Raw genomic sequence first — 21,177 nt, 5'->3', positions numbered from 1 at the left:
AGGGCGGGACAAACATGGTAGAAATGAATTTTAAAGTAGATGCGTTTGAAGGACCTCTTGATTTACTTCTCCACTTAATTGGACAGCTAGAAGTGGATATTTATGATATTCCAATGGCTGAGATTACGGACCAATATATGGAATTTGTTCATACGATGCAAGAAATGGAACTAGACGTAGCAAGCGAATATCTGGTTATGGCAGCCACTTTACTCGCGATAAAAAGTAAAATGCTTCTTCCAAAACAGGAATTAGAAATTGATTATGATACACTAGAAGAGGAAGAAGATCCGAGAGATGCTTTAGTTGAAAAACTTATGGAGTATAAACGCTTTAAAGAAGCTGCCAAAGAACTCAAAGAAAAAGAAGCGGAACGGAGCTTTTATTTCAGTAAACCGCCGATGGATCTTGCTGAATATGATGATGGAACAAACGTGGCAGAATTAGATGTATCATTAAATGATATGTTAAGTGCGTTTAACAAAATGCTTCGTCGTAAAAAATTAAACAAGCCACTGCATACAAGAATTACAACACAGGAAATTTCGATTGATGATCGTATGGATTCTGTCATGGAGAAATTACAAAGAAAGCAAAATCACCGTTTACGTTTCGATGAGTTATTTGAAGAGCAAACAAAAGAGCAACTAGTGGTAACGTTTTTGGCACTCTTAGAACTAATGAAACGAAAATTAGTGGAAGTGGAACAAGTGGAAAGTTTTGCCGATTTATATGTGTTAGGTAAAGGGGAAGAAAAGTTGTGACGAGAGAAGAACAATTAGGTGTTTTAGAGAGTTTGCTTTTTGCTGCAGGTGACGCAGGACTTTCGACAGAACAATTAACGGGAGTCATGGAAATCACGCATATTGAAGCACTCAATTTATTAGAATTGTTAAGCGAACGCTATAATGAAAATGCTGATCGTGGGCTTATTTTATTAGAACTTGCTGGGTCATTTCAGCTAGCCACCAAAAAAGCGCACGCGGAATACTTAAGGAAGTTAGTGGAAGTTCCAAGCAACACCGTTTTATCACAAGCATCACTCGAAACATTAGCGATTATTGCTTACAGACAACCGGTAACTCGTATGGAAGTGGATGAAGTTCGAGGCGTCCAAACAGATGGGCCGATTCGAACATTAGTTGCTAAAGGCCTCGTAACTGACAAAGGCCGGGTAGACGGTGCTGGACGAGCGAAGTTATATGTAACGACGAGTGAATTTCTAGATGCATTTGGACTGAATTCTTTAGACGATTTACCGAAACTCGCTGATGCAGAAGCGGAAGAACCCGACCAAAACGAAATGGACCTGTTTTTTGACCGGTTTAATCAAAATAAAGAACAGGAGGAGGAATAAGAATGGAACGTTTACAAAAAGTAATTGCAAATGCAGGTATTACTTCCAGAAGAAAAGCAGAAACTCTTATAAAAGAGGGTAAAGTAACAGTGAACGGTAAAGTAGTAACCGAATTAGGTGTGAAAGTTAGCGGTTCCGAACGAATCGAAGTCGAAGGAATCCAGTTAACAAAAGAAGAACATCGCTATTTCTTATTCTATAAACCAAGAGGAACTGTATCAGCAGTGACAGATGATAAAGGACGTACAACGGTAGCAGATTATTTTACCGATATTCCAGAACGACTTTATCCAGTAGGAAGACTTGATTATGATACATCTGGCTTACTTTTAATGACAAATGATGGGGATTTTGCTAACTTACTGATGCACCCTAAAAATGAAGTATCAAAAACATATATTGCTCGTATTAAAGGTATTCCGGAACGAGAAGTGATTCGTGAACTAGAGCGTGGTGTTGTTATTGATGGTCGTAAAACAGCTCCCGCAAAAGTGAAAATCCGTTCCTCTGATAAGGCAAAAGATAAAGCAATTGTCGAGATTACGATTCATGAAGGTCGCAATCGTCAAGTACGTAAAATGTTTGAAGCTGTTGGATTTGAAGTGCAAAAGTTATCAAGAGAAGAATATTCTTTCTTAAATTTACGTGGCTTAAATGCTGGTGAGCGTCGAGAATTATCCCATCATGAAGTGAAACAATTAAAGACAGAAGCCCGATTTGGCAAGAAAAAGTAATAATAACGACATGACAGAAAACTAATTTTCTACTTTAAATGAACTTTCTAATAGCGTGTTTTGTGAAAAACATGTATAATTTAATTCGTAGGAAATTTGGTATAGGAAATGGTGCGTATTTTCGTATGTGGGTACGAGAATTTCCATTTAATTATGTAGTTAATTTTGTATGTAAATGAGAGTTAGGGGATGAGTACTTATGAGTGAACAAGTTAGAGTGCTTGTTGTGGATGATGAGGATCGGATTCGCCGCCTTCTTAAGATGTATCTTGAAAGAGAGAACTATCGAATTGAAGAGGCTAGTGATGGTGACCAGGCATTAGACATGGCACTGAACAATAATTATGAAGTAATCCTACTTGATTTAATGATGCCAGGTAAAGACGGAATTGAAGTATGTCGTGAATTAAGAGAATATAAAGCAACCCCTGTTGTTATGCTGACGGCCAAAGGAGAAGAAGCAAACCGAGTACAAGGTTTTGAAGTGGGGGCAGATGATTATATTGTTAAACCATTCAGTCCAAGAGAAGTCGTACTCCGAGTGAAGGCTGTTCTTCGCCGTGCAAAACAAAACTCTGAAGAAGGAATGAACGGAACACCGGGAGATATTATTACTTTTCCTCATTTGAAAATTGATAATGAAGCTCATCGTGTTATTGTGGATGGAAAGGAAATTAGTTTAACGCCGAAAGAATATGATTTATTATATTACCTAGCTAAATCACCTGATAAAGTTTTTGATCGTGAGTCACTTTTAAAAGAAGTGTGGCGCTATGAGTTCTTCGGTGATTTACGTACCATTGATACACACGTAAAAAGACTTCGTGAAAAATTACACGATGTATCCGAAGACGCCGCAAGAATGATCGTAACAGTTTGGGGTCTAGGGTATAAATTCGAAGTTCCAGAAGAATAAACTTACAAAGATAGCGGACAAAGACGTTTAATCGGCAAGTGTTATGCCGCACGTGCTTTGTTCCGTTGTTTTTTTATGGGGGCGAGGTGAGATGGATGAAAATATGGAATAGTATCGTCGGCAAAATTTGGAGCACGATTATTTTGTTGTTAATTGGCATTTTAGTTATATCAGGATTTTTAGTTGCGATGATTTATGAAAAAAATAATATTGAGAAAATCACGAAAGAATTAGAAGAAACTACAACGAGCATTATTAATGTGATGAAAGAAAACGATGCGGTTATTTCGACTGAAAATAAAAATGATTCTCCCCTTACTTTACTAGATAATACGATGGGAATTATCATTGAAGAAAACGGCAAAAACGTTTACCAATTACAATCACCAGACCATGTTTCTAAGGAGTCGGCAAACAAGTTAATTGCAGATAAGACATTAAGCAAAGCTTTAGAAACAAAAAATATTGTGACAATGAAGTACAATTTCAAAACAGAAAATTATTCATTACCTGTGGAAGTTTCTGCCCAAAATTTCAAGTTAGATAATGGCGATTCGGGTGTGGTTTATGTTTATCAATCTTATAATACTATTTTGGAAGTAAATAAAAAAACGATGACCACGCTAATTGTTTCCGGTATTATTGCAGTTGTTATTACATCTATCTTATCTTTTGTTTTCTCTTCAAGGATGGCTTTTCCGCTTCGAGAAATGAAAAAAATTGCAATTGCTGTTTCAAAAGGTAATTTTGATAATCGCGTCCCAACTTATACCCATGATGAAATTGGCGAGCTGGGCGTTGCATTTAACGATATGGCAAAGCAGCTAAAATATAATGTCAGTGCACTCCGGCAAGAAAAAGAGCAATTATCCAATATATTAGTTGGTATGGCTGATGGTGTCATTAAGTTTAGCATCGACAAAACAATTATTTTAAGCAATCCACCGGCAGAAGAATTTTTACATAATTGGTTCTTTTCACCTGAAAACACCGAAAAAGTGCTTATCCCGGTTGCGTTAGATAATTTGTTGGAAGATACGTTAGCGGCGAAGGAATCTCAAGTTGGTGAAATTACTTTCGCCGACCGCACCTATGTGGCGATCTTGACATTACTTTATACTGGGGAACATGTTCGAAGTGTGGTAGCAGTTATTCGCGATATGACGGAAGAGAAGCAACTTGAAAAAATGAAAAGTGATTTTGTGAATAATGTTTCACATGAACTGCGTACGCCAATCTCGATGTTGCAAGGTTATAGTGAAGCAATTATTGATGGGGTTGCCCAATCTGACGAAGAAGTGCGGGAATTCGCGCAAATTATTTATGATGAATCCCTTCGTATCGGCCGTTTGGTCAATGATATGCTAGACCTTGCACGGATGGAAGCCGGATTTAACCAAATGGACAATCAAAAATTACCTCTGGCGCCACTACTTGAAAAAGTAATCTCGAACTTCGATGTGTTAGCAAAAGAAAACTCTGTCGAATTAGGCTTAGAATTAGAAACGCCTGATTTAGAATATTCTTATGATCCTGACCGAATGGAGCAAGTATTAATTAACTTAATTATGAATGCGATTCGTCATACTGGGAAAGAAGGATATGCAGGTAAAGTTGTTCTAAAACAAACGATTGATGAAACAAAAAATAACCTTATCATTACTGTTTCTGATAATGGTAGCGGAATTGCCGAAGAAGATATTCCTTATTTATTTGAACGTTTTTATAAAGCGGACAAAGCTCGAAAACGAGGGAAAGCTGTAGGAACTGGTATTGGTCTAGCTATCGTTAAAAACATTGTGGAAGCACATAATGGAAAAATTTCTGTGAAAAGTGAACTTGGCAAAGGATCAGATTTTATTATTACTTTGCCTCTCGGATAAATAGAATGGAGCGAAAAAAATGAAAAAAAGACAAACAAAATTTTGCAAAGAATCTTTAGTAATTAAGACAAGTCGGGTATTTCCTTCTGACACAAATAATCATAATACCTTATTTGGAGGTCGCTTAATGACCTACATTGATGACACGGCATCGATTAGTGCTTCTCGTCATTGTCGAACAGAAATAGTAACAGCCTCAACAGATTCCGTGGATTTCTTAAAACCAATTAAAAATGATCATTCCGTTTGTTTAGAGTCTTATGTTGCTTCGACTGGTAGAAGTTCGATGGAAATTTTTGTGAAAATTATTGCGGAAAATTTAAAAACAGGTGAACGTTATTTAGCAGCAACTTCATTTTTAACCTTTGTTGCCCTTGATAAAGATGGGAAAACAGTAGAAGTTCCGCTTGTTGAACCAGAAACCGAAGAGCAAAAAAGAATTCACGCAGGTGCAGAGGCAAGAAGTATTGCACGTAAAATTCGTTTGAAAGAAAATCAATCACTAGCAGAATCATTATCAACGGATATTCCATGGTAAGTAATAAAAAACCAGATAATTTTCTGGTTTTTTATTGGAATAATTAAGAAAACGCTCACGTGAAAAAATATACAAAAGGACTTGCGAAAATATTTATTCATGGTAAAATAAAATTTGTAAGAAAATATTCGTTCATCTTCGGGGCAGGGTGCAATTCCCGACCGGTGGTTAAAGTCCACGATCTGCTTTTTTAGCAGTTGACTCTGGTGTAATTCCAGGACCGACAGTATAGTCTGGATGGGAGAAGATGTTGGCAGACCTTTTCGTTTGTCTTCACGAGCATGTGTTAGCAAGCTGTGATGTTTATTTGAGCATCTAATGTTTGTTTATTGTTTCACAAACTCTCCCTCAACTTTTTTTAGTTGAGGTTTTTTATTTGCTTGGGTTGCATTCGTTAAATGACGTCACTCACTTCTTGGTGAACATCAAGGGAGAAATGACAATGAAGAATTATTCAATGAAGGTTTTTGTTAGTGTGGCGGTTCTTGGGACTGTAGCATTCATATTAATGATGCTCCAATTTCCATTACTACCAAGTGCACCATTTTTAAAGCTTGATTTTAGTGACATCCCAGCTTTACTTGGCGGACTTCTATTCGGTCCATTAGCGGTGATCTTAGTGGAATTAATCAAAAATGTGCTATTATACATCGTTTCTGGTAGTCCAGTTGGTATTCCAGTTGGAGAGCTAGCTAACTTTATTTCGGGAATATTTTATGTCCTACCAATTTATTATTTATTTCACTGGTTTCGTACAACAAAAGGGATGGTTCTTTCAACCGCTGTTGGTACGGTGTTAATGACGCTCGCAATGACAGTATTTAATTATTTTGTTTTATTACCATTTTATATTAAACTAGGTGGACTGCCGGCGAATACAGATGTTGCGTGGTTAATCACTTATGCGATTGTACCGTTTAACCTATTAAAAGGAGTTATCGTTAGTGCAGTGTTCTTACTGCTTTATTCACGAATGAAAAAATGGATTGCTAAAAACCAAACTGCAAAAGAACGGCGCAAATTCGAAAAAAGACAACAAGAAATTAGCCGTTGAAATAAATAAAATCCGTGAGTCCAGAATGGGCTCGCGGATTTTTTAACGAAATGGTTTATCAGAAACTTGGATAGAAAGTGATGGGCAAGCGAATTCAGCATCAATGACCATTTCTGTTAAATCTTCTGGAATTACGTTTGTGCCAGTATTGTTATCTAAAATATTAAATGCGAGTCCTTCTGCATCATAATCAAAAACATCAGGGGCATGAATAGAACAAGCTCCACAAGCAATACAAGTATCTTTTTCGACGCGACAATATTTCAATATACTCCGCTTCCTTTCTAAAATGACTCATTGAAGCTAGATTTTTTCTTTTTCTATTGTACCATAAGTTGATAAAGTTTTTTTAAGGAAAATCAGTGCCGAACAAGTGTTTCTGTGGTATGATAATAAGAGCAAAAAAAGGTGGTGGAAAGTCTTGGATAAGCTTGATGATTACATATTAACTATTTTAAAAAAATCTGTCACACCAAGGAAGTTACCGTTTCTGCAGACGATTTTAGTTGGGCGAAGAACTGGTCAAGCTGTTCAAGACGCTCATCTTTTTCAAATGCAACACTTATTCGGATTGGTGCCAAATTTAAAATCAAGTTATTTAGAAGCTCGACTAACAGATTTGGTCCAAAGTGGTATGATTTCTTCTACCGAAAATGGCTATATTATACAAGGAAATATCGAGCCTAACTTTGAAATAGATTATCCGTGGTTTCAGGGATTTTCCTTTCAACGACAAGCTTTTGATTTTTTTGCGCATTTACGATTAGGAATGCAAGTAATTAGTAATAAGCACCATAACAAAAACTACTATTTACCAGTCATTCGTGATAAAAAGGTACAATTGTTCATTAAAAACTGGCTAGCAAAACAAATGCAAGTTACATTAGCAGATAACTTATTTATAGAACTGACTAGTTGGTTCAAAGAGCTTGACGTAGCAAAACCAGAATACTTAGTAGAACGTTTTTCAGGTGGCGAATTAATGGGTTATACGACGGAACAAATTGCTTCGAAATATAATCAGCCAAAGTGGGACGTTTATTTCGAAATGTTGCATGAAATCCATCATTTATTCGCTGTAATCAAGCAAACACACGAGAAATGGACTATTTTAAGTAGTTTAATCCCAAACGAATTAACTGCTTTAACCACCTCTGCTATGCAAACTTTTACGCTTTGGCGAAATGGTGCTGAATTAGAGACGATTGAACAAATTCGCAACTTAAAAACAAGTACCATTCAAGATCACTTTGTTGAGATAAGAGCTACACAAAAAGATGCGAATGTACCTTATTTGCCTGACGACGAGCTAATAAAAGCAATTAATCAAAAAGAATGGAATTTATTGCGCGAAATCAAAGCAGAATTTCCAGACTTAGATTACTATCAAATCCGGCTAGCTGTGGTGAGCAGAGGAGGAATAGTATGACTCTAGAAAAGGAACTAAAATCATATCTTGGCTTTAAAGAATTTCGCCCAGGACAAAAAGAAGTAATTGAAGCTACGTTAGCTGGAAATAACACTTTTGCTATGTTACCAACAGGAACTGGAAAGACCGTTTGCTATCAATTAGCGGGACATTTGATGGATGGCTTAGTTGTGATTGTGTCACCGCTTCTTTCGTTAATGCAAGACCAGATGGAACGAATGCGTGCACATGGGGAAAAACGCGTTGCTGCACTTAATAGTTTTTTAAAACGAGACGAGAAAAACCAAATTCTTGCTAACATCCATTTATATAAGTTTTTATTTTTATCACCAGAGATGTTGAATAATGATATGGTGAAAAGCCTTCTTTTAAAGCGAAAAATCAGTTTATTTGTAATTGATGAGGCACATTGTATTTCTCAGTGGGGGCATGATTTCCGCCCGGATTATTTAATGTTAGGTCTGTTTATTCAAGAGGCAAACTTTCCAGTAACGATGGTGCTTACTGCAACAGCCACCAAAAAAGTTAGAGCGGATATTTTGGCGCAGCTTCAATTAAAAGGCTGCAAACAAATTATTTATTCTGTGAACCGTTCAAACATTTCTTTACAAGTAGAAAAATTCACGAACCAAAAATTAAAAAAAGAACGCTTATATGAACTAGTTTTAAAACTGCAAACGCCGGGTATTGTGTACTTTTCAAGTAAAAAATTAGCAGAAAGTACAGCGCGTGAATTGAGCGAATTAACTGGTCTACAAGTAGCCTATTATCATGGAGATATGGAAGCGGAAGATAGGATTATGATTCAACAGCAATTTGTTTATGGTCAGTTAGATTTAATTTGTGCGACGAGTGCTTTTGGAATGGGGATAGACAAATCAGATATTCGCTTTGTTATTCACTATCATATGCCTGCTGATTTAGAGGCATACTTGCAAGAAATCGGACGAGCTGGTCGAGATTCTCAAAACAGCGTCGGTATTCTACTTTATGCAACTGGAGATGAATTTATTCAAATGCAGCTAGCAGACCAAGATTTACCTGATGCAAGTTTAATCCATTTAACAAAGGAACAGTTGAAAACATTACCCGAATCAGAGCAGCGTTTTATCGAGTACTATCAAAAGAGTGGATTGACTACCCAAGAAATAGCTACAAAAATAGACTACCGTAAGAAATGGAAACGAGCCAATTTACAGCAATTCATTGGTTATCTGCATACGGACGATTGTCGCCGAAATTATATTATGCGTTATTTTGAAGAAGAACCTCTTGGTAGTGAAAAGCCACTAAACTGTTGTGATATAGACGGTGCGGATATTACTACCTTTGAAAGAAAAGAAACGATACAACGAAAAGAAGTCCCTACTTGGGAGAGTTATTTAACTTACTTACTGCAGTGATTTTAAAAGTTACGAAATTCGACAAAAAGAATACAATTTCACATTTTTTTGCTAAAAAAGCTTGTTTAATAGCAAAAAAATTGTTATTATTTTGTTCAGTAATCTGTAAGAAATAGATAGCGCCTGTACCTTATAAGCACCAAATTAAAATTATTATTGCTTTTTTAGTAAAAAAAGTGGTTTAAGTGTTGTTGGATGTTACATTTATGGGTATAATTATTTCAAAGGCATTTCATTTTTAATATCATATGTAACACTTCTCTGTGCCAATAATAGTGCATAGGATAATTTTAGAGAGCACTAAAGGAGGAACTTTGAGTGGCAAAAAAACGAAAAGATAAACGGGAATTTGAAGAACCGGTTGATTACGATATGAGTTCAGAAGAGCAAGATGAATTTAATAACGAACCACCAATGTTATCCCGTTCTGATAGCAGACGAGGAAAAAAGAAAACCATTTTTAGATATCCATTATTGAATTTATTAATTGTATTTTTCTTGTTAATACCAATCGTCATTGTGATTGTATTCGTTACTGTTCAAAATATGGGATCTAACGAAGTCAAAACCGAGACAGAATCAACCATAAGTCTATCTGACAACACACAAGCAAAAGAAGAAAAAGCAAAAGCAAAAAAAGCCGCGGAAGAAAAAGCCGCAGCCGAAAAAGCGGCTGAAGAAAAGAAAGCTGCGGAAGAAAAAGCGGCTGCTGCGAAGAAAGAACAAGATGTCGAAGCTGCTAAAAAAGCGGAAGAAGCGAAAAAAGCACAAGAAGCAGCTAATCAAAAAGCTGCCGAAGAGAAAGCTGCCGAAGAGAAAGCTGCTGCTGAGGCTGCACAGAAAAAAGCAGATGAAGAAGCACAACAAAAAGCAGCTGGTGGATCTCACACTGTTCAAGCAGGAGAAACGCTATACGGGATTGCCCGTTCAGCCTACGGTAGTGCAGGAGCTGCTGCAGGCGTAGAAAAAATCAAACAAGCCAATGGACTTGGAAGTAATGATGTTCCAGTCGGCACAGTTCTAACAATTCCACAGTAATAGACAACACTGAATGGGTCTGGGAAACGCTTCCGAGACTCATTTGTTCGTTTTAAAGGAAAAATGTAGGGGGAATGGACGATGGCAAGAGTCGCATTAATTACGACAGGTGGCACAATCGCGAGTAAGAAAACAGAATCAGGAAAACTTGCATCTGGAGAGTTATCAGGAGAAGAGTTAGCCGCTTTATGTAAATTGCCAACGGAGATTCAAATAGATATTTATTCTACTTTTCAATTACCGTCTATGCACATTACACTTCCAGATTTAATTAGTTTGAAACAGCTAATCGAGTCTATTTTTATGGATGAAACCTATGATGGCATCGTTGTTACACATGGAACGGATTCATTAGAGGAGACTGCTTATTTTCTTGACCTTGCTGTAACAGATACAAGACCTGTAGTGGTTACTGGTTCACAAAGAGCGCCAGAAGAACCAGGAACAGATGCTTATATTAATATTCGCCATGCCATTTATACCGCCTGCGAAACAAATTTACGCCAAGCTGGGACCGTCGTTGTTTTTAATGAACGAATTTTTGCAGCTAGATATGTAAAAAAAGTACATGCATCCAATATCCAAGGCTTTAGTGCATTTGGTTTCGGTTACTTAGGAATTATTGATAACGATCAAGTTTTTCTTTACCAAAAGCCATTAGAACATGAATGCTTTGATATTCGTTTAGATCTTCCTGAAGTCGTTGTAATTAAATGTTACATCGGAGCTGATGGATTATTTATAGATGCGGCAATTGATAGTGGTGTGGCAGGAATAGTTTTAGAAGGTGTTGGGCGTGGGCAAGTAGCGCCAAAAATGATGCCTGCCATTATTCGAGCTTTAGATAAAGGGATTCCAGTTGTGATTACAACCAGTGCGGAAGAAGGAAATGTATACACTACATACGACTATGAAGGAAGTACATTTGATTTATATAATCGTGGTGTCATTCTTGGTAAAGATTATGATAGCAAAAAAGCACGGATGAAGTTAATGGTACTTTTAGCATCTCAAGAAGAGATAAATCAGACTAATTTTAGATAAGGGAGTTTTATTTTATGACAAAGAAAATTTGTATCGCAATCGACGGTCCAGCTGCAGCAGGGAAAAGCACAGTGGCAAAAATAGTTGCAAAAAAATTACAGTTTGTTTATATTGATACAGGCGCGATGTACCGAGCAGTTACATATATTACGCATAAAAACAAGATTGATTACACGAATGAAAAAGCTATTGCTGAGTTACTTGCAAAAACAGTTATTCGCTTCGAACCTGGAGAAGTACAACAAGTATTTGTGAACGAAGAAAATGTAACAGAAGTTATTCGCTCTTTAGAAGTCACTAATCACGTTTCTATCGTTGCTGCACATCCTGCTATTCGAGAAGCTTTGCAAGAACGACAACAAGTTTTTGCTAAAGAAGGTGGTATTGTGATGGATGGTCGAGATATCGGGACAGCTGTATTACCAAACGCTGAATTGAAAGTTTTCTTATTAGCAAGTGTGGAAGAAAGAGCAGAACGTCGCTTTAAAGAAAATGTAGCGAAAGGTTTTGCAGGAGATTTAAACCAATTGAAAAAAGAAATTGAAGAACGCGACCACCTAGATTACACAAGAGAACATTCACCGCTAAAAAAAGCAGTAGATGCGATTGAAGTAGATACAACATCGATGACAATTGATGATGTGGCTAATAAGATTCTTTTTCTAGCAGAACAAAAAATCCATAATTAACAAAAAACTGCTACATTTTCTGAACTAAATGGAAATGTAGCAGTTTTTTAATTTAACCGTGAAAGTCTAAACAAAATGAGCGTTTGCACGTCATAATGATGTATTTCATCCTTTAAAAGAGCTTGACAAATGTTAGGATTTGTAGGATGTTATAAGAGAGATTTTTTACTTTGTGAAAAGTATCTTGAAAGGATTTTCTAGCTAAAAAGTCAGTTTGACTAAAGGTGCAATTGCTATTTTTCTTTTTTCAATCGGAAAATTTACCTATCTGGGAAACTAGTCAAGCAGATGGAGCGTGCAAGTTTTATTGCTTCTAAATTAGAAAGTTCTAAAATTCGACTAACGAATGGAGGGCTACACATGTCTGAAGATTTATTTGATGTGGAAGTTAGAAATTTTGAAGAAGGAGACAAAGTCACTGGCACAGTAACGAGTGTGGAGGATAAACAAGTTTATGTTGGGATTCCTGATAGCAAACTTGATGGTGTCGTTCCAATAAGTGAACTTTCCAATATACATGTGGAGACAGCTTCTGACGTTGTGAGCGTAGGCGACACACTGGATCTAATCGTAACTAAAGTAGAAGACGATGTACTTGTTTTATCCAAAAGAAAAGTGGATGCAGAAAAAGCATCTGATGATATTAAAGCAAAATTTGAATCTGGTGAAGTATTCGAAGCAGTCGTAAGTGACGTTGTAAAAGGCGGCTTAGTAGTGGACTTAGGTGTTCGTGCATTTGTTCCGGCTTCTTTAGTAGAAGACCATTTTGTGGAAGAGTTTGCAGATTACAAAGGAACAACACTAACATTTAAAGTAGTGGAATTTGAACCGGAAAATAACCGAGTGATTTTAAGCCATCGTGCGGTTGTTGAAAATGAAAAAGCAAGCCAAAAACATGCTTTATTAAACGAAATCAAAGAAGGCGACGTCATCGAAGGTACTGTTCAACGATTAGCTAACTTTGGCGCATTCGTTGACATTGGTGGTGTGGATGGTTTAGTTCATATTTCACAAATTTCTTATCAACATATTGCAACGCCACAAGAAGTATTAGAAGAAGGGCAAAAAGTCACTGTTAAAGTTATTGGCATTGATCCTGAAAACGAACGTATCTCGCTTTCCATTAAAGCTAACCTACCTGGACCTTGGGACGGTATTGCTGAAAAAGCCCCAGTTGGTTCTGTTCTTGAAGGGAAAGTAGTTCGTTTAGTAACTTTTGGTGCTTTTGTAGAAATTTTCCCTGGTGTAGAAGGTTTAGTTCATATTTCGCAAATCTCTCACCAACATATTGGAACACCACAAGAAGTGCTTTCTGAAGGTGAAACAATTGAAGTAAAAGTGTTAGAAGTAAACGAAGCAGACAAACGTTTATCGCTAAGCATTAAAGATTTACAAGATGCACCTGTAGAAGAAGCTGATTACGAACTTCCAGAAGAAAGTACTGGATTCCAAATGAGCGATTTAATTGGTGATAAATTAAAAGGACTAAAAAACGACGATAAATAATGGAACACGAAGGAGCCTAGGGAGAATGTTCCCATAGGCTCTTTTTCATTTTGAAATCTAACTTTTCATTGCCAGTATGGTGTTTTACTGATAAACTAAAGAAAGTTTGATAAATAGGATTCGAGAAAAAAGAAGGTGAAATAATGGCAAAACCAGTTGTAGCGATTGTCGGACGTCCCAATGTCGGCAAATCGACTATTTTTAACAGAATCGTTGGTGAACGTGTTTCCATTGTGGAAGATGTTCCTGGTGTGACACGTGACCGCATTTATAACTCAGCGGAATGGCTCGGAAAAGACTTTAACATTATTGATACAGGTGGTATTGATCTTTCCGATGAACCATTTTTAGAACAAATCCGCGCACAAGCAGAAATTGCAATTGATGAAGCAGACGTAATTATTTTTATTACTAATGGTCGTGAAGGGGTTACAGATGCGGACGAACAAGTAGCAAAAATTCTTTACCGGTCTAATAAACCAATTGTTTTAGCGATTAATAAAGTAGATAATCCAGAAATGCGTGACCAAATTTATGATTTCTATTCTCTTGGATTTGGGGAGCCATATCCGATTTCTGGTTCTCATGGACTTGGGCTTGGCGATATGCTAGATGCTGTCCGTGCTCACTTTCCAAAAGAAGAAGAGGAAGATTATCCAGATGACACGGTGAAATTTAGTTTGATTGGTCGACCTAATGTTGGTAAATCATCTATTCTAAATGCACTGCTTGGCGAAGATCGTGTTATTGTATCTGATATTGCTGGAACAACTCGTGATGCAATTGATACGACCTACACATTTGATGGTCAAGATTATGTCATGATTGATACTGCTGGAATGAGAAAACGTGGAAAAGTCTACGAGAGTACTGAGAAATATAGTGTGCTTCGAGCGATGAGAGCAATTGAACGTTCTGACGTTGTTCTTGTAGTCATCAATGCAGAGGAAGGTATTCGTGAACAAGATAAGCGAATTGCCGGATATGCACATGACGCTGGTCGGGCAATCATTATCGTGGTGAACAAATGGGACGCAATTAACAAAGACGAAAAAACAATCAATGTATGGACAGAAGATATTCGGGAGCAATTCCAATTCTTAAGCTATGCGCCGATTGTGTTTGTTTCTGCTAAAACGAAACAACGCTTAAATAATTTATTCCCACTTATCAACCAAGTGAGTGATAACCATTCATTACGTGTACAATCAAGTATGCTAAATGATGTTATTAGTGATGCAGTTGCAATGAATCCATCACCAATGGATAAAGGAAAACGACTTAAAATTTTCTATACAACACAAGTGGCTGTTAAACCACCAACCTTTGTTGTATTTGTTAACGATCCAGAATTAATGCATTTCTCTTATGAACGATTCTTAGAAAACCGGATTAGAGACGCATTTCCATTTGATGGTACGCCAATACGAGTAATTGCTCGTAAGCGTAAGTAAAGTTTTCGGGAGGAAAAATAAATGACACCTAAAAAAGTAGCTATTCTTGGCGCTGGAAGTTGGGGAACAGGTCTTGCACTTGTCCTGGCCGATAATAATCATAAACCAGTTATTTGGGGAAACTTAGATAAAATTGTGAATGAAATTAACGAATCGCACACGAATAGTCACTATTTGCCTGATATTATTTTGCCAACTGAGGTAAAAGCGACATTATCACTAGCTGAAGCAATAGAAGGTGCTGAAATGGTCGTTATCGCAATTCCAACAAATGCAATGCGGGTGGTTTGTAAGCAACTGAATGAAGCACTTAAAGAACCAACTATTTTAGTTCATGTAAGTAAAGGTATTGAGCCAGAAACGAACTTGCGGATGTCTGAGGTAATTGAAGAAGAAGTGGATGTGACTAAACGAAAAGCGCTTGTTGTTCTTTCAGGACCAAGCCATGCGGAAGAAGTTGCTCTACGTCATCCAACAACGCTTTGTGCGAGTTGTAAAAATTTAAAAGCAGCAGAAATCGTTCAAGATCGTTTTATCAATAACAATTTGCGTATCTATACAAATGATGACGTGATTGGTGCAGAAATTGGTGGCGCTCTTAAAAATATTATCGCACTAGGCGCTGGAATTTCTGATGGTCTCGGCTACGGCGATAATGCAAAGGCAGCACTAATGACAAGAGGCATGGCAGAAATCACTCGTCTCGGTGTTGCTGTGGGCTCTAATCCACAAACCTTTTACGGCTTAACAGGTATCGGTGATTTAATCGTTACTTGTACGAGTGTGCATTCACGTAACTGGCGTGCTGGCAATATGCTAGGTAAAGGCGAGAATTTAGATGAAGTGTTAGAAAAAATGGGTATGGTCGTTGAAGGTGTTCGAACCGCCAAAGCAGTACATGGTTGGGCTAAGAAGCTAGAGATTGATATGCCGATTACAGAATCCATTTATGCGATTTTATTTGAAAATAAAGATGCTCGTGAAGCAGTAGATTTACTGATGGGGCGCAAAAAGAAAATCGAAAAAGAATCTTTTTAATTAAGAGAGTTAAGATAGGCAACAGCTTATTTTGGCTCTTTTTTTATTGGATATGCTAAAATGAAGCAGAGGAATAAATAATAAAAAGTAGGTGGATAAATATGGAAATTACTCGTTCAAATAAAACCGTCACACTAAAATGGAATCAAGAGGAAGTCAGCAAGGATACGTTGATTTTTGTGAGCAATAGTCCTACCTTAGAAAGTAGTGTAACACCTGTTTTAAAAGTGACAGAAGAAACAAATTACTTTACCTATGAAACAGAAAGTATTCCAATTTACTTCTTTTTACAAAAACCAGATGGTGTAAGAACCGTCATATCAGAACGTGTTTTGCCAACCAAAAGTATATTTAATTTTCGAGATATGGGCGGCTATGAGTCGGAAAATGGAAAACATGTGCGCTGGGGTCAACTATATCGTTCTTCCAATTTAGTGAACATCAATCAAACAGATATCGAATTAATTCAAAAGCTACATATTAAGTGGATTTGTGATTTACGTAGTAGTTCTGAAGTACAAGCACAGCCAACCCCAGAAATTGCCGGAGTACTAAATAAGCATATTCCGATTGGTACAGCTAAAAATGAAAAGACTGAGATACCAGAAATGACCGATAAAACGATTTATGAACCTTTAATGGGAGAAAGCTATCGTGTTTTTGTGCAGTCAATTGATGGTTTTAAAGAGATTTTTCATGAAATTTTAAAAGATGCTAAAGCGGGAGTGCCTTTTGTGTTTCATTGCACAGCAGGAAAGGACCGCACAGGCGTTTTAGGAGCATTATTATTAACTTTGCTAGATGTACCCAAAAAAACGATTTTCGCGGACTACGCCATCACTAATCGCTATCAAGATGCCATTTTGCAAGAAATGGGTGGGATCGTATCCTTGTTTGCTAATTCTACCGAAAAAATCGACTTAGAAACATTTCGTCCGATGGCAGAAGCACGTCCGGCCTATTTGGAAATTGCTTTTGATGAAATGAGAAAGCAATTTGGTTCCGTGGATAACTATTTAGCACAAGGAATCGGAATTACTGCCGAAGAAAAAGCTACCTTTCAAAATTTATTGTTAGAGTGAAAATTAGTCGTAGTAACCTATAGTTTTCAGGTAATAGCAATTAATTAACGCATAATTTTATGAAAAAAGGACTATTTTAGTAATTTATGGTGGTATCGCTTGCTATTCTAAGATTTCCCGGTTAGTATTATGGTTAACAGGTTGATACTATCACGTTTTTAAGCTATGAGAGAAAAGGAAAATAGCTGAAAATGTTAAGAAACAGTGTCAGTTTGGCATTATCCCTTGCAGTTACTGGGATTATGTGATAATCTTTTATCAGAATTACTGTTTAGGCTTGTAGTTAAGCCATTTCAGTCATTATTCTCCTTAAAATTCCAAAATCACTTTTTGTTTTTGGAAAAAAAGAGAAATACAGGTATCCATTTGGACCTGCTTATTTTGTAGTATTCTGTGAAGGAGGTGAAAAACACAATGGCAAATAAAACTGATTTAGTAAACAGTGTTGCTGAACTAGCTGATCTTTCTAAAAAAGACGCAGCGAAAGCAGTTGAAGCTGTATTCGAAACTATTCAAACTTCTTTATCTAAAGGTGAAAAAGTTCAATTAATCGGATTTGGTAACTTTGAAGTACGTGAACGTGCTGCCCGTAAAGGTCGTAACCCTCGTACTAAAGAAGAAATCGACATCCCTGCAAGTAAAGTACCAGCATTCAAACCTGGTAAAGCGCTTAAAGAAGCTGTTAAATAAGTTACATAGATTTTTTAAGCATAACTCTAGTCTGGTCTTAATTTTATAATTAAGCTAGGCTAGTTTTTTTATGCTTAAAATAGGGAATATAGTTAACAAAGCGAACAAAAACCCTAAGAATATCACAATTTCAAGCAAATTAAATTTACCTTGAAGTTTGGCTGTGTTAAGATATACAAGGTATATAAATGCGAAGAAGATAGGGGAATTAAGGATGGAGCAAATAGACAAACAAAAAATTGCGGATGCAGTCAAAGTCATTTTAGAAGCAGTGGGGGAAAATCCAGAACGTGAAGGTCTAATTGATACTCCAATGCGAGTTGCTCGGATGTATGAAGAAGTTTTTGCCGGATTGAAAAAAGACCCTTCTGTTCATTTCAACACTATTTTTGAAGAACAACATGAAGAATTAGTGCTTGTAAGAGATATTCGTTTTTTCTCTATGTGTGAACATCATCTTGTTCCTTTCTTCGGCGTAGCGCATGTGGCTTATTTGCCGCAAAATGGCCGGGTTGCCGGACTTAGTAAACTTGCAAGGGTAGTGGATGATGTAAGTAAGCGCCCACAACTTCAAGAACGTATTACAACTACCGTAGCAGAAATTATGATGGACAAATTAAAACCATTAGGGGTTATGGTTATCATGGAAGCAGAACATATGTGCATGACTATTCGTGGCGTAAATAAACCAGGAACTAAAACAATTACAAGTGCAGTACGAGGCGCTTTTAAAAATGATGATAAACTGAGAAGTGAAGTTTTGGCTTTAATCAAGCATAATTAAGCATCCTTTATGGTATAATTTATTTTACGTAATAAGGAGATTTAAAGGGGATTTTTAGATGACTTATCAGGCAAAGAAGGCTGGGCTAAAGGAAGTGGAGCAATTGGTGCATGAACAAGCAGTCTATCAGTATTTACAAGAGAATAATGAAGGCGGGCAAATGGATAAAGATCAAATGCTTTTTCTTCATGAAGCCATTTCTGGCTCCGATTTGACTGACGTTGCTGCATATCGCGTTGTTAGTGCAACGCTTTATATGATTTTGGCACATGATACGCATGAAAAAATCGATGAACCAGGCGATATTGTTCAGCTGACTCGTAAAGAACAAGAGTTAACCGTTCTTGCTGGGGATTTTTATAGTGCGCTCTATTATCAAACACTTGCTGAACTCGAGATGATTCCGTTACTACGTGCATTACAAAGTGGTGTTCAGGAAACGAATACAGCGAAGACGAATATTTATCAATTGCATGTTGCGACAGATGAAGAATATCTCACCCAACTAACTTTGACGAATGCAGCTATTTTTGCTAAGTTCGCAAAATATTTTATGAATGATGAAACCTTTATTTCATTAGGCTGTCAGTTTTTCTTACTCAAAAGATTACAAATGGAACGAGATTTATATAAAGAAATTGGTGCTTCTAGGTTAAAGCGTGCATTTGATCACGGTTATTTTGCGAAGAATGCAGTCAGCAATTTTGAAAACTGGTTAATGGAAATTATTAGTGATGTGAAGCGAGAAGTGGAACGCTTAAAAGAAAAAGCAGAACCACTTTCAAATATATTAGAAAAAAGAATTGTCGAGGTTTTAAACGACTGATAAATCAAAGGAGATTCGGGCTATGACGGAAACGAAAGAAGAAAAAGTACATAAAGTATTTGAGAAGATTTCTCCAAGTTATGACCGAATGAATAGTGTCATTAGTTTTAAACTTCATGTGAAATGGCGCAAAGAAACAATGAAACTAATGCGTGTTCAAAAAGGGACCAATGTCTTGGATGTTTGTTGTGGGACAGCAGACTGGTCGATTATGATGGCAGAAGAAATCGGTCCTGAAGGTCACGTTACAGGGCTTGATTTTAGTGAAAATATGCTAGCTGTTGGTCGTGAAAAAGTGCAAGAAGCAGATTTGCATAATGTCGAACTTATTCATGGGAATGCCATGAGTTTACCATTTCCAGACAATAGCTTTGATTATGTGACGATTGGTTTTGGACTACGGAATGTGCCAGATTATATGCAAGTACTCCGTGAGATGTACCGCGTGTTAAAACCAGGCGGACAGCTGGCTTGTATCGATACATCACAGCCAAATATTCCTGGTTGGAAGCAAGTATTTAATGCGTATTTCCGCTATGTAATGCCTATTTTCGGGAAATTTTTTGCGAAAAGCTATAAAGAATATAGTTGGTTACAAGAGTCAACACGAGAATTTCCTGGAATGGCACGACTTGCGGAAATGTTTCAAGAAGCCGGATTTTCTTATGTAAGATATATTTCACATAGTGGCGGGGCAAGTGCAACTCACTTTGGATTCAAAAAGAAGGAACAATAAGGTGGCAAGCATGAAACTTAACTTTTTATATGCGAATATGCAAAAAGACATTGATATAGTAGAAAAAGAACTTAAAAAAGCACTTTCAGGAGCGGCTGCCGAAACAACTTCGGATGCGGCGCTTCATTTGTTAGAAGCTGGCGGTAAACGAATTAGACCGATGTTCGTTTGTTTATCCGCGAGACTTGCTCCAAATGCGGATTTTGAAATGGTGAGAGATGCGAGTGTCGCAATCGAACTTATTCATATGGCTTCGATTGTTCATGATGATGTTGTTGATGATGCTGACTTAAGACGCGGTCGGGAAACAATCAAATCTAAATGGGGTAATCATATCGCCATGTATACTGGTGATTTTCTCTTTGCTAAATCATTAGAATATATGACAGAAATTAAAGATGTTGCAGCTCATAAAATGTTATCACGCGTGACGGTGGAACTTTCTACTGGAGAAATTGAACAACTAAAAGATAAATATAATTTTGATCAAAGTGTAAGAAATTATTTGCGTCGTATTAAACGTAAGACGGCACTGCTTATTGCAGCTAGCTGTGGACTTGGGGGCATTGTTTCTGGGCAGTCACAGGCAGATTACCAAAAACTATATCGCTTTGGTTATTACGTTGGTATGGCATTTCAAATAACAGATGATGTTCTTGACTTTGTTGGAACCGAAAAAGAACTTGGCAAACCTGCCGGAGAAGATTTAAGACAAGGAAATGTGACATTACCAGTATTTTTTGCGATGGAAGATCCATTTCTTAAAAAACGGATTAGTCAAATAACGGAAAAAACTGAATCAGAAGAAATTGCCGCTTTAGTAGCTGAAGTGAAAAAAACGGGAGCAAAAAAAGCAGAAGATGTAGCAACCGCTTATCTAAAAAAAGCGTTGGCGACACTAGATTCATTACCTCAAGTTCCTGAGTTAAAGCCGCTGAAGCAAATCGTTCGTGTGTTAGATAAAAGAAATTATTAA

Annotated in this window: 22 protein-coding genes and 1 riboswitch; of the genes, 21 read left to right on the top strand and 1 reads right to left on the bottom strand. The window is 37.0% G+C overall.

The features are described from left to right. Positions 1-14: 14 nt before the first annotated feature. The 7 genes from CKV67_RS10040 to CKV67_RS10010 all read left to right on the top strand — a co-directional run bounded on the left by CKV67_RS10040 (position 15) and on the right by CKV67_RS10010 (position 6,482). Complete coding sequence (locus CKV67_RS10040) at positions 15-764, top strand: segregation/condensation protein A (RefSeq protein ID WP_014093291.1); 750 nt, start codon at positions 15-17, stop codon at positions 762-764. Beyond that, complete coding sequence (gene scpB / locus CKV67_RS10035) at positions 761-1,357, top strand: SMC-Scp complex subunit ScpB (protein ID WP_014093290.1); 597 nt, start codon at positions 761-763, stop codon at positions 1,355-1,357. Before CKV67_RS10040 ends, scpB begins: the two co-directional genes overlap by 4 nt. 2 nt (positions 1,358-1,359) lie before the next feature. Further along, the gene (locus CKV67_RS10030) at positions 1,360-2,091 is read left to right on the top strand and encodes a pseudouridine synthase (protein ID WP_014093289.1); all 732 of its coding nucleotides are present in this window, start codon (positions 1,360-1,362) and stop codon (positions 2,089-2,091) included. 199 nt (positions 2,092-2,290) lie between these two features. Continuing rightward, positions 2,291-3,007: a response regulator transcription factor gene (locus tag CKV67_RS10025; protein ID WP_014093288.1), complete on the top strand. Its 717-nt coding sequence runs from the start codon at positions 2,291-2,293 to the stop codon at positions 3,005-3,007. Between the two features lie 95 nt (positions 3,008-3,102). Beyond that, entirely contained in the window at positions 3,103-4,890 is a 1,788-nt protein-coding gene (locus CKV67_RS10020; RefSeq protein ID WP_014093287.1) for an ATP-binding protein, read from the top strand. 19 nt (positions 4,891-4,909) lie between these two features. Next, positions 4,910-5,428, top strand: a complete 519-nt coding sequence (locus CKV67_RS10015; protein ID WP_014093286.1) for an acyl-CoA thioesterase — start codon at positions 4,910-4,912, stop codon at positions 5,426-5,428. A gap of 130 nt (positions 5,429-5,558) precedes the next feature. Further along, positions 5,559-5,681: riboswitch (FMN riboswitch) on the top strand. A 189-nt stretch (positions 5,682-5,870) separates the two neighbouring features. Next, positions 5,871-6,482 carry an ECF transporter S component gene (locus CKV67_RS10010; protein WP_014093285.1) on the top strand — a complete coding sequence of 204 codons (612 nt, stop codon included), beginning with the start codon at positions 5,871-5,873 and terminating at the stop codon, positions 6,480-6,482. 42 nt (positions 6,483-6,524) lie between these two features. Here the strand turns inward: CKV67_RS10010 and CKV67_RS10005 are convergent, their stop codons facing one another. Next, on the bottom strand, positions 6,525-6,749 hold the full coding sequence (locus CKV67_RS10005) for a ferredoxin (RefSeq protein WP_014093284.1): 225 nt from the start codon (positions 6,747-6,749) through the stop codon (positions 6,525-6,527). Positions 6,750-6,903: 154 nt separating this feature from the next. On the opposite strand from CKV67_RS10005, the gene CKV67_RS10000 reads away from it, so the two are divergent. The 14 genes from CKV67_RS10000 (at position 6,904) to hepT (ending at position 21,177) form a co-directional block, all read left to right on the top strand. After that, the gene (locus tag CKV67_RS10000) at positions 6,904-7,911 is read left to right on the top strand and encodes a YpbB family protein (RefSeq protein ID WP_014093283.1); all 1,008 of its coding nucleotides are present in this window, start codon (positions 6,904-6,906) and stop codon (positions 7,909-7,911) included. Continuing rightward, positions 7,908-9,314 carry a RecQ family ATP-dependent DNA helicase gene (locus CKV67_RS09995; RefSeq protein ID WP_014093282.1) on the top strand — a complete coding sequence of 469 codons (1,407 nt, stop codon included), beginning with the start codon at positions 7,908-7,910 and terminating at the stop codon, positions 9,312-9,314. Before CKV67_RS10000 ends, CKV67_RS09995 begins: the two co-directional genes overlap by 4 nt. 318 nt (positions 9,315-9,632) lie before the next feature. Then, positions 9,633-10,352 carry a LysM peptidoglycan-binding domain-containing protein gene (locus tag CKV67_RS09990; protein ID WP_014093281.1) on the top strand — a complete coding sequence of 240 codons (720 nt, stop codon included), beginning with the start codon at positions 9,633-9,635 and terminating at the stop codon, positions 10,350-10,352. An 81-nt stretch (positions 10,353-10,433) separates the two neighbouring features. Continuing rightward, positions 10,434-11,396, top strand: a complete 963-nt coding sequence (locus CKV67_RS09985) for an asparaginase (protein WP_014093280.1) — start codon at positions 10,434-10,436, stop codon at positions 11,394-11,396. Between the two features lie 14 nt (positions 11,397-11,410). Beyond that, positions 11,411-12,085: a (d)CMP kinase gene (cmk, locus tag CKV67_RS09980; RefSeq protein ID WP_014093279.1), complete on the top strand. Its 675-nt coding sequence runs from the start codon at positions 11,411-11,413 to the stop codon at positions 12,083-12,085. Positions 12,086-12,445: 360 nt separating this feature from the next. Continuing rightward, complete coding sequence (gene rpsA / locus CKV67_RS09975) at positions 12,446-13,591, top strand: 30S ribosomal protein S1 (RefSeq protein ID WP_014093278.1); 1,146 nt, start codon at positions 12,446-12,448, stop codon at positions 13,589-13,591. Positions 13,592-13,734: 143 nt separating this feature from the next. Then, a complete protein-coding gene (der, locus tag CKV67_RS09970) occupies positions 13,735-15,045 on the top strand; it encodes a ribosome biogenesis GTPase Der (RefSeq protein WP_014093277.1) in 1,311 nt (436 codons plus the stop codon). A 21-nt stretch (positions 15,046-15,066) separates the two neighbouring features. After that, positions 15,067-16,083 (top strand): NAD(P)H-dependent glycerol-3-phosphate dehydrogenase, encoded by a 1,017-nt coding sequence (locus CKV67_RS09965; RefSeq protein WP_025280009.1) that lies wholly within the window; start codon positions 15,067-15,069, stop codon positions 16,081-16,083. Positions 16,084-16,184: 101 nt separating this feature from the next. After that, complete coding sequence (locus CKV67_RS09960; RefSeq protein ID WP_014093275.1) at positions 16,185-17,165, top strand: tyrosine-protein phosphatase; 981 nt, start codon at positions 16,185-16,187, stop codon at positions 17,163-17,165. A 414-nt stretch (positions 17,166-17,579) separates the two neighbouring features. Then, positions 17,580-17,855 (top strand): HU family DNA-binding protein, encoded by a 276-nt coding sequence (locus tag CKV67_RS09955; protein ID WP_003720260.1) that lies wholly within the window; start codon positions 17,580-17,582, stop codon positions 17,853-17,855. Positions 17,856-18,069: 214 nt separating this feature from the next. Then, a complete protein-coding gene (gene folE / locus CKV67_RS09950; protein WP_014093274.1) occupies positions 18,070-18,639 on the top strand; it encodes a GTP cyclohydrolase I FolE in 570 nt (189 codons plus the stop codon). A gap of 58 nt (positions 18,640-18,697) precedes the next feature. Beyond that, positions 18,698-19,465 carry a heptaprenyl diphosphate synthase component 1 gene (locus CKV67_RS09945; RefSeq protein WP_014093273.1) on the top strand — a complete coding sequence of 256 codons (768 nt, stop codon included), beginning with the start codon at positions 18,698-18,700 and terminating at the stop codon, positions 19,463-19,465. Positions 19,466-19,487: 22 nt separating this feature from the next. Beyond that, entirely contained in the window at positions 19,488-20,201 is a 714-nt protein-coding gene (gene menG, locus CKV67_RS09940; protein ID WP_014093272.1) for a demethylmenaquinone methyltransferase, read from the top strand. 10 nt (positions 20,202-20,211) lie between these two features. Beyond that, on the top strand, positions 20,212-21,177 hold the full coding sequence (hepT, locus tag CKV67_RS09935; protein WP_014093271.1) for a heptaprenyl diphosphate synthase component II: 966 nt from the start codon (positions 20,212-20,214) through the stop codon (positions 21,175-21,177).

The sequence above is a fragment of the Listeria ivanovii subsp. ivanovii genome (assembly GCF_900187025.1).
GTDB classification, from domain to species: domain Bacteria; phylum Bacillota; class Bacilli; order Lactobacillales; family Listeriaceae; genus Listeria; species Listeria ivanovii.
The sequence above is the reverse complement of the archived record's forward strand: the minus strand, read 5'-3'. Positions and strand labels throughout refer to the sequence as shown.

Excerpts from the sequence above, each read along its gene's own strand:
- CKV67_RS10020 (WP_014093287.1), top strand. The coding sequence starts at position 3,103 with ATGAAAATATGGAATAGTATCGTCGGCAAAATTTGGAGCACGATTATT.
- CKV67_RS09995 (WP_014093282.1), top strand. The coding sequence starts at position 7,908 with ATGACTCTAGAAAAGGAACTAAAATCATATCTTGGCTTTAAAGAATTT.
- CKV67_RS09945 (WP_014093273.1), top strand. The coding sequence starts at position 18,698 with ATGACTTATCAGGCAAAGAAGGCTGGGCTAAAGGAAGTGGAGCAATTG.
- CKV67_RS09985 (WP_014093280.1), top strand. The coding sequence starts at position 10,434 with ATGGCAAGAGTCGCATTAATTACGACAGGTGGCACAATCGCGAGTAAG.
- rpsA (WP_014093278.1), top strand. The coding sequence starts at position 12,446 with ATGTCTGAAGATTTATTTGATGTGGAAGTTAGAAATTTTGAAGAAGGA.
- folE (WP_014093274.1), top strand. The coding sequence starts at position 18,070 with ATGGAGCAAATAGACAAACAAAAAATTGCGGATGCAGTCAAAGTCATT.
- cmk (WP_014093279.1), top strand. The coding sequence starts at position 11,411 with ATGACAAAGAAAATTTGTATCGCAATCGACGGTCCAGCTGCAGCAGGG.
- CKV67_RS09965 (WP_025280009.1), top strand. The coding sequence starts at position 15,067 with ATGACACCTAAAAAAGTAGCTATTCTTGGCGCTGGAAGTTGGGGAACA.
- hepT (WP_014093271.1), top strand. The coding sequence starts at position 20,212 with ATGAAACTTAACTTTTTATATGCGAATATGCAAAAAGACATTGATATA.
- CKV67_RS10015 (WP_014093286.1), top strand. The coding sequence starts at position 4,910 with ATGAAAAAAAGACAAACAAAATTTTGCAAAGAATCTTTAGTAATTAAG.
- CKV67_RS10040 (WP_014093291.1), top strand. The coding sequence starts at position 15 with ATGGTAGAAATGAATTTTAAAGTAGATGCGTTTGAAGGACCTCTTGAT.
- der (WP_014093277.1), top strand. The coding sequence starts at position 13,735 with ATGGCAAAACCAGTTGTAGCGATTGTCGGACGTCCCAATGTCGGCAAA.
- CKV67_RS09955 (WP_003720260.1), top strand. The coding sequence starts at position 17,580 with ATGGCAAATAAAACTGATTTAGTAAACAGTGTTGCTGAACTAGCTGAT.
- menG (WP_014093272.1), top strand. The coding sequence starts at position 19,488 with ATGACGGAAACGAAAGAAGAAAAAGTACATAAAGTATTTGAGAAGATT.
- CKV67_RS09960 (WP_014093275.1), top strand. The coding sequence starts at position 16,185 with ATGGAAATTACTCGTTCAAATAAAACCGTCACACTAAAATGGAATCAA.
- CKV67_RS10010 (WP_014093285.1), top strand. The coding sequence starts at position 5,871 with ATGAAGAATTATTCAATGAAGGTTTTTGTTAGTGTGGCGGTTCTTGGG.
- CKV67_RS10030 (WP_014093289.1), top strand. The coding sequence starts at position 1,360 with ATGGAACGTTTACAAAAAGTAATTGCAAATGCAGGTATTACTTCCAGA.
- CKV67_RS10025 (WP_014093288.1), top strand. The coding sequence starts at position 2,291 with ATGAGTGAACAAGTTAGAGTGCTTGTTGTGGATGATGAGGATCGGATT.